The following is a 5,939-nucleotide window of genomic DNA, read 5'->3' as shown; positions in this document are numbered from 1 at the left end:
ATGTTGAACGTCGCCACCCGCAACGGCCGGCGCGGCGCAGTGGCGCGCGGGGCACAGGCGGCAAGCGGGGCGGCGGCAGCGGCGGCGAGCAGTGTGCGGCGATCGATCATGGCGCGGCCTTAGTCGGGATCGACGGGGATGTCGAAGTGCAACACATCCTCGCGCACGCCCAATCTGGTGTAGAGCGCGATCGCGGGCGGATCGACATGATCGGCCTGCACATAGATCACCCACGCCCCCGCCGCGCGCGCAATCGGGCGCAATGCGTCGATCAGCGCGGTTGCGATCCCGCGCCGCCGCTGCGCCTCCGCCACGGCGAGGTCGTAGATATAGATTTCGCTGCGCGCCTGTTCGAACTTGGGCAGGACATAAGCGGCGAGCGCGCCGACCATCGCGCCATCGGCCTCCGCGACCAGTGCGATGAAGTGCGGATTGGCGAGCAGTGCCGCGACATGGTCCGGTCCCGGCGGCGCGGAGAGATAGCTCTCCGCATCCTCGAACTCCCGCGCGAACAGCGCATTCATCGTAGCGAGCGCGGCGGCATCTCCCGGACCAAGGCGGCGAATCTGCGGCATTTTCCTATCCTGCGTATTGAACTCCGGCGCGTCCACCGCATTGTTAGCGCCATGCGCATGATGATCCCCTGTCTCATCCTCGCCCTCGCCGCCTGCTCGCCCAGCCCGGTGCCGCCGCCCAATGCGAGCGAGGCCGAACCGACCCCGATCGAATCCGGCATTCCGCCTTCCCCAACGCCCAGCCCCACGCCGATCGTGCTCGGTCGCGTGACCGAAGCAGCGGCGGCGCAGGCCAGCGGCGAGTTGCGCTGCGCCTTTCTGTCCGACGCCAGCGATCTGCTGCTGGTCGGCGCAGGCGATGTCGACAAGGCGAGCCGCGCAACCGCGGTGGTGATGCGCGGCGCAACGCCCGTGCTGCTCACCGCACGCGAAGCCGGCGGGTTCGACGCGATGGCGCAGGGCGGCAGCTTTGCCGACGGCGACCTGACGGTATCGATCACGCGCGGGGCCCCGCGACAAACGGAGCATGAGGGATCGAGCCACACCGCAACCCTGTCGGTCGAGGCACGCGGGGCAGCCCCGCTGGCGATCGATGGCGTGTGGGAATGCGGTCCGTGATGGCCTCCCGCTTGCCTAACCGCGCATCCCCCGGCTAGGCGAGCGGCATGAGCATTGGTGAACAGCGCCTTCAGCGCCGCATGGCGCGCGGCATCGAATTTCTGGGCAGCGAGACCGCGATCCTGTGCGGCGCGATGTCCTGGGTGAGCGAGCGCAACCTCGTCTCCGCCATTTCCAACGCGGGCGGCTTCGGCCTGATCGCGTGCGGCGCGATGTCGCCCGAGCTGCTCGATGCGGAGATTGCGGGGACCAAGGCCCTGACCGACAAGCCGTTCGGCGTGAACCTGATCACGATGCACCCGCAATTGTTCGACCTGATCGAGGTCTGCGCGAAGCATGGTGTTACGCACATCGTGCTCGCCGGCGGCCTGCCCCCGGCGGGGTCGCTCGATGCGATCAAGGGCAATGGCGCGAAGCTGATCTGCTTTGCCCCGGCGCTGTCACTCGCCAAGAAGCTGATCCGCAGCGGCGTCGATGCCTTGGTGGTCGAGGGGATGGAGGCCGGCGGCCATATCGGCCCGGTGTCGACCAGCGTGCTCGCGCAGGAAATCCTGCCCGAAGTGTCGGAGCAGGTGCCGGTGTTCGTCGCGGGCGGGATCGGACGCGGCGAGGCGATTGCCGGCTATCTCGACATGGGGGCAGCGGGAGTCCAGCTCGGCACCCGCTTTGCCTGCGCGACCGAAAGCATCGCGCATCCGAACTTCAAAAAGGCATTCTTCCGGGCGAGCGCGCGCGACGCGATCTCCAGCGTCCAGATCGACCCGCGCCTCCCGGTGATCCCGGTGCGCGCGCTCAAAAATGCGGGCAGCGAGCTGTTCACCGCCAAGCAGCGCGAGGTCGCGCAGCTTCTGGACGAGGGCAAGGTCGAGATGGCCGAAGCCCAGCTGCAGATCGAACATTATTGGGCCGGCGCACTGCGCCGTGCGGTGATCGAGGGCGATGTCGACAATGGCTCGCTGATGGCCGGTCAGTCGGTCGGGATGGTCAGCAAGGAAGAACCCGTCGCCGACATCATCGCCCAGCTGATGGCCGAGGCGGCGGCGGCGCTGGAGAAGCGGGCGGGCTGAAGTCGCGTGCTTGCATTTTGCTAGCGCTATGCCATCTTCAGCCCATGGCCACACTCACGATCCGGAAGCTCGACGACGAAGTCTATGAACGGCTGCGTCTCAAGGCGCGGCAAAATCATCGCTCGATCGAAGCCGAAGCCCGGCATCTGCTGGGCGAGCGACTGGGCGACCGCGACGTCGTGCTCGACGGGGTCGATGCACTGCGTCGGCGGATGGCCGAGAAATATGGTGGCTTCTCCGACAGCGTCGCGCTGATCCGGCAGGTGCGCGACACGGAATGATCGTCGTCGATGCGAGCGTGGCGGTAAAATGGCTGTTCGACGAAGCGGACAGCAACGCAGCGCGCGCATTGTTCGATCGGCACGGCCAGCTTCAAGCCCCCGATCTGATGCTGAGTGAAGTCGGCGGTGCGATCGTCCGGCGGGTCAATGAGCGGATAGTCACTCAGCCCGACGGTGAAGAGATTGCAGCAGCGTGGACCGGGCTCTGGACATCCTCCGCGCTCGGCACGCACCCGCTCGATGGACCACTGGCCGGTCGGGCAATCAGCCTGGCAATGCGCTTGGGACATCCATTGCCGGATTGCATCTATCTCGCACTGGCTATGGATCTGGCGTGCCCACTGGTCACTGCGGACCGCAAATTCGCGTCACGCGCAGCGGCCCTCCATAAAATTCTGATCCTCGGCGATGCCTGATCCAAGGCTCGCCCCCGCCCCTGCAATCTGATAGCGATTCGCTTATGCCCGTTTCCGCCGCCGCCTCCGCCCGTGAGATCCTGACGCGGTTGCACGACGTGATGGCGTCGCGCACCCCGGCCCAGTCCAAGCTGAACGCCGTGGTCGAGATCATCGGGGAATCGCTGCGCAGCGAAGTCTGTTCGATCTACCTGCTGCGCGAAGGCGTGCTCGAACTCTTCGCGACCCGCGGCCTCGCGCAGGAGGCGGTGCACGTCACTAAGCTGGCGCTGGGCGAGGGTCTGGTCGGCACGATCGCCAAGAATGTCGAGACGCTGAACCTCGACGAGGCGGCGTCGCATCCCGACTTCGCCTATCGCCCCGAAACGGGCGAAGAGCGGTTCCACAGCTTTGCCGGCGTGCCGATCATCCGCAAGGAGCGCGCGGTCGGCGTGCTCGCCGTGCAGCATGCCGATCCACGCAAATATGAAGAGGTGGAGATCGAGGCGCTGCAGACCGTGGCGATGGTGCTGTCGGAGCTGATCGCCAATGCCGGGCTGATCGACAGCGCTGACACCAGCGCGGGCGGTTCGACCCGCGCCCAGCCGACCGCGACCGCGCGCATCGCCGGGTTCAAGTTGGTCGAGGGGATGGCGGCGGGCGCCGCCGTCTTCCACCAGCCGCGCATCACGATCGAACATACCGTCGCCGAGGATACGGAGGCCGAGCGCCACCGCGTCTATGCCGCGTTCGACAAGATGCGCGAGCAGATCGACCGCATGACCAGCCAGGCCGAGTTCGGCGTCGGCGGCGAGCATGAGGAGATCCTCGAGACCTACAAGATGTTCGCCTATGACGAGGGCTGGGGCCGTCGCATCAACGAGGCGATCGACAGCGGCCTGACCGCCGAGGCGGCGATCGAGCGCGTGCAGCAACGCACCCGGATGCGCATGCGGCAGATCGACGATCCGCTGCTGCGCGATCGGATGCACGATCTGGAGGACCTGTCCAACCGGCTGCTGCGCATCGTGTCGGGGCAGCTCGGCACGGCGGCGCAATTGGGGCTGCGGCAGGATTCGATCCTGATCGCGCGCAACCTCGGCCCGGCCGAGCTGCTCGAATATGACCGCCGGCGCCTGAAGGGCGTGATCCTGGAAGAAGGATCGCTGACCGCGCATGTCACCATCGTGGCGCGCGCGATGGGCGTGCCGGTGCTGGGCCGGGTCAAGGATGTCCGCCGTCTGGTCGCGGAGGGCGACCGGCTGTTGCTCGACGTCGCGGAAGAGTCCGTCGTCGTCCGCCCGACGCACGCGATGGAAGAGGTGTTCGAGGCGAAGCTGCTGATCACGCAGAAACGCCGCGCCGCCTTTGCCGCGCTGCGCAACCAGCTGCCCGAAACGCGCGACGGCCACCGCGTGACGGTGATGGTCAATGCTGGCCTGCGCGACGATGTCGCCGCGCTCGACCTGACCGGGGCAGACGGGATCGGGCTGTTCCGCACCGAATTCCAGTTCCTCGTCTCCGCCACCCTGCCGCAGCGTGAGGGGCAGAAGCGCCTGTATCGCGATGTGCTGGAGGCGGCGGGCGATCGTCCCGTCATCTTCCGCACCGTCGATATCGGCGGCGACAAGGCGCTCCCCTATCTCGACCATGACGAGAATGGCGAGGAAGAGAACCCCGCCATGGGCTGGCGCGCGATCCGCTTGGCGCTCGACCGCGAAGGGCTGATGAAGGTACAGGCACGCGCGCTGCTCGAAGCCGCCGCCGGGCGCACGCTCAGCGTCATGTTCCCGATGGTGTCGGAACCGTGGGAGTTCGAACAGGCACGCGCGATCTTCGAGGCGCAGCGCAGCTGGCTGGAAGGGCGCGGGCACAAACTCCCGCTCCACGTCCGCTATGGCGCGATGCTGGAAGTTCCGGCGCTGGCGGAGGTGCTCGACATCCTCTTGCCGCAGATCGACTTCCTGTCGATCGGCACCAACGATCTGACCCAGTTCCTGTTCGCCGCAGACCGCGCGCATCCGAAGCTGGCGGTGCGCTATGACTGGCTGAGCCCTTCGATCCTGCGCTTCCTGCGCCGCGTGACGCGCGAGGCGCATGCGGCGAACGTGCCGGTGGCGGTGTGCGGCGAGATGGGCGGGCGGCCGCTGGAGGCGATGGCGCTGATTGGTCTTGGCATCGATCGGCTGTCGATCACCCCGGCGGCGGTCGGCCCGGTCAAGGCGATGGTGCGCAGCCTCGACCATGGCGCGCTCCGCACGGCGATGGACCAGCTGCTCGCAAAGCCGCCGCGCGACATGCGCGCCGCGCTGGAAAGCTGGGCGCAGGAGCATGGCGTAGAGTTGGCCTGAGGCAAAAGCCCGACGCATGTCGGCATTTCAGGTAGTGCGCACGTTGACACTCCTTTAAGGAATGCAGCAAGGCGCGAATTTCAGGCACCGGAGGGATTGAATGGACGGCGAAGCGGGCGAAACCCCGAACCTGTTTCCGGTGAAGGTCGGGGAGAAGCTGCGCGACGCGCGCATGGCGCAGGGACTGGAATTGGCCGACATCGCCAGCCGCACCCGCGTGCCGCTCCGCCATCTCGCCGCGATCGAGGCGTCCGACTATTCGGGCCTGCCCTCGACCACCTACGCGACCGGCTTCGTCAAGGCCTATGCCCGCGCGGTCGGCGCGGATGAAGTGGCGCTGGCCCGTGAGTTGCGCGCGGAGACCTCCGCCACCTTTGCAGCGCGCGAAGTCTATACCAGCTATGATCCCGAAGATCCGGTGCGTGAGCCGCCGAGCGCGCTCGCCTGGGGCGGGGCGATCGTCGCAGTGCTTCTGCTCGCCGCCGTCGGCCTGTGGTATGGCACCGACCTGTTCCGCGGCGGAACGAGCGCCGTGCCCGAGCCGACGCCGACCGCGCTCGCCACGCCTGAAGCTACGCCCAGCCCCGCCGCGACCCCGGTCAGCGGTGGACAGGTCACGCTGATCGCGACGCAGCCGGTGTGGCTGCGTATTTACGACGCGGCTGGCACGCGCCTCTATGAAAAGGAAATGGCGGCGGGTGAGCGCTATGAC

General features: G+C 67.4%; 7 protein-coding genes. 6 read left to right on the top strand and 1 reads right to left on the bottom strand.

What is annotated here, in order from left to right:
- Positions 1–119: 119 nt before the first annotated feature.
- Positions 120–575, bottom strand: a complete 456-nt coding sequence (locus AX681_RS18205; protein WP_066662075.1) for an AAC(3)-I family aminoglycoside N-acetyltransferase — start codon at positions 573–575, stop codon at positions 120–122.
- Positions 576–632: 57 nt separating this feature from the next.
- Here AX681_RS18205 and AX681_RS18200 point away from each other — a divergent pair, with 57 nt between their 5' ends.
- The 6 genes from AX681_RS18200 to AX681_RS18175 all read left to right on the top strand — a co-directional run.
- Positions 633–1,133 carry a hypothetical protein gene (locus AX681_RS18200; RefSeq protein ID WP_156442828.1) on the top strand — a complete coding sequence of 167 codons (501 nt, stop codon included), beginning with the start codon at positions 633–635 and terminating at the stop codon, positions 1,131–1,133.
- A gap of 47 nt (positions 1,134–1,180) precedes the next feature.
- Positions 1,181–2,200, top strand: a complete 1,020-nt coding sequence (locus tag AX681_RS18195) for an NAD(P)H-dependent flavin oxidoreductase (protein ID WP_066662083.1) — start codon at positions 1,181–1,183, stop codon at positions 2,198–2,200.
- Positions 2,201–2,244: 44 nt separating this feature from the next.
- Positions 2,245–2,481, top strand: a complete 237-nt coding sequence (locus AX681_RS18190) for a FitA-like ribbon-helix-helix domain-containing protein (protein WP_066662086.1) — start codon at positions 2,245–2,247, stop codon at positions 2,479–2,481.
- On the top strand, positions 2,478–2,897 hold the full coding sequence (locus AX681_RS18185; protein ID WP_066662094.1) for a type II toxin-antitoxin system VapC family toxin: 420 nt from the start codon (positions 2,478–2,480) through the stop codon (positions 2,895–2,897). The genes AX681_RS18190 and AX681_RS18185 overlap by 4 nt, the downstream gene beginning before the upstream one ends.
- Before the next feature lie 44 nt (positions 2,898–2,941).
- Positions 2,942–5,227, top strand: a complete 2,286-nt coding sequence (gene ptsP / locus AX681_RS18180; protein WP_066662097.1) for a phosphoenolpyruvate--protein phosphotransferase — start codon at positions 2,942–2,944, stop codon at positions 5,225–5,227.
- 100 nt (positions 5,228–5,327) lie between these two features.
- Positions 5,328–5,939, top strand: a 612-nt coding sequence (locus tag AX681_RS18175; protein WP_197424323.1) for a helix-turn-helix domain-containing protein, incomplete at its 3' end; no start/stop codon positions are given.

Origin of the sequence: Sphingomonas sp. CCH9-E2, from assembly GCF_001557215.1 — a bacterium.
Lineage (GTDB): Bacteria > Pseudomonadota > Alphaproteobacteria > Sphingomonadales > Sphingomonadaceae > Sphingomonas.
The sequence above is the reverse complement of the archived record's forward strand: the minus strand, read 5'-3'. Positions and strand labels throughout refer to the sequence as shown.